This window comes from Robertmurraya beringensis (assembly GCF_042433785.1).
Lineage (GTDB): Bacteria > Bacillota > Bacilli > Bacillales > Cytobacillaceae > Robertmurraya_A > Robertmurraya_A beringensis.
In genome coordinates this window covers 1-1323 of sequence record NZ_JBHLUU010000053.1, presented here as the reverse complement: position 1 = coordinate 1323, position 1323 = coordinate 1, and the positions used below count along the sequence as shown (strand labels likewise).

Here is a 1323-nt window from a genome sequence, read left to right as displayed (position 1 = left end):
TTTCTGTGAAAATAAATATGGGTTTAAACAAGATCAGTTGTGTTAATGATATTATTAATGCAATTTTTGCAATAGGAAAGCAGAGGTACCTAAATTTATGGTATCTCGAATATCTTTTTTAACTTTTGTCTATACTGCTAATTTATGTTGACTCATGGTAGGGTTCTTTGTTCTTTAGCATGTGATAGATGATTGTAAGCATTCGATGTCCAATGGCAACGAGTGCTTTTTTCTTTCCTCTTCTTGCAGCTAGTGACCAATATTTAGCGGATAACCTGGTGTTTTTACTTCGTGATGCTGCCCACGCAGCTTCGCAAAGTGCTGACTTAATATGAGGGTTTCCTTTCACCGTCCGTGTGCTTTTTCTTTTCCCTGCACTTTCATGATTTCCTGGTGATAGTCCTGCCCAGGAAGCAATATGTTTGGAAGTAGGAAATTGTTCCATATTTACTCCGATTTCTGCAATTATTGTAGCTGCTGTATCTTTTTTAATACCTGTCATCGTGACAATGATATCCACTTCTTCTTTGTAGTCTTTTAAGATTTCATCTATCCTTTTTTCAATATCTGATATTAACTCTTCTAGATAGACAATGTGCATCCAAGATTGTTTGATAAGAAATAATTGGTGGTCATTTATCGTACCAAACAAGGAGTCCGTAATTGACTGTTTTTTATGAGCCATTCGACCATGAATTCTTTGTTCAACGTCTTTTTGATCTAAGTAACCATTAGACATTAGTTGTTCTAAAAGTTTCCTGCCGGAAACTCCAAATACATCTGAAATTACTGTACTTAATTTGATATTTGAAGTCTCAAGTACCTTTTGGATTCGATTCTTTTCAGATGTCATATGACCAATCCATTTCTTGCGGAGACGAGTTAGATCCCTTAGATTTCTTATGTCCTCTGGAGGAACAAAGCTCTTCTCTATTAATCCATGTCTTAATAATTTGGCAATCCATTCTGCATCTGACACATCTGTCTTTCTACCGGGAACGTTTTTGATTCTTTGTGCGTTTGCCAAGGTAATATCAAAAAAATCTTCTAAGATGTTATAAACAGGTTTCCAGTAAACGCCAGTGCTTTCCATCGCAATATGAGTTACCTGTTTTTCTTCTAACCACTTTAGAAGCCGAAACAAGTCTTTAGTCATAGTAGGAAATGTTTCAGTTTCTTTTACCAGGTCTGCCTCTGATTCACCCATTAGGACACAGGCTACAATAGTCTCTGAGTGAACATCCAAGCCAGCACACCGTTTGTACAATGTTTCCATTTGTTCAACCTTCCAGAATTATATTCCACAAACAGTGGAATGAATTT

1 protein-coding gene is annotated in these 1323 nt (G+C 36.4%); it reads right to left on the bottom strand.

Annotated features, from left to right (window positions below; genetic code table 11):
* Positions 1 to 142: 142 nt before the first annotated feature.
* Entirely contained in the window at positions 143 to 1276 is a 1134-nt protein-coding gene (locus tag ACFFHF_RS11840; RefSeq protein WP_160549954.1) for an IS110 family RNA-guided transposase, read from the bottom strand.
* Positions 1277 to 1323: the final 47 nt, after the last annotated feature.